The sequence below is a fragment of the Zoogloea sp. genome, from assembly GCF_023150065.1.
GTDB lineage: Bacteria > Pseudomonadota > Gammaproteobacteria > Burkholderiales > Rhodocyclaceae > Zoogloea.
This window is the reverse complement of the sequence record NZ_JAKLLN010000157.1, coordinates 292-618: the sequence shown is the minus strand read 5'-3', so window position 1 is coordinate 618 and position 327 is coordinate 292. Positions and strand designations below refer to the sequence as shown.

The 327-nt window shown below is 74.0% G+C and carries 1 pseudogene; it reads right to left on the bottom strand.

Features of this window, described 5'->3' with window-relative positions:
• Positions 1–260 (bottom strand): annotated as a pseudogene (locus tag L6Q67_RS24020) (pyrroloquinoline quinone biosynthesis protein B); the annotation flags it as partial.
• Between the last annotated feature and the right edge of the window lie 67 nt (positions 261–327).

The following is a 327-nucleotide window of genomic DNA, read 5'->3' as shown; positions in this document are numbered from 1 at the left end:
AGCAGGATGCCGCCGATGCCGGTGTCGCGCAGGCTGCGGGCGGGCTGCAGTTCGGGGGTCGCCTTGTTCTGCTGCAGGATGTCGGGCGAGGCGTTGAGCAGGGCCCAGTCGGGGCTGCCGTCGGCGGCCACGCAGATCGACGACTGGGTGCGCGGCCGGGCGCGCAGGCTGCCGCTGCGCACGCCGGCGCAGTTGCGGCAGTTGCAGTTCCACTGGGGGAAGCCGCCGCCGGCTGCGGCGCCGAGAATGATGAGTTTCATGGTGTTCGATGGGCAGCTGCCACCCGCGGGGGGCGGGCGGGTGGCTGGGCGCCGGCGCTTAGCGGGC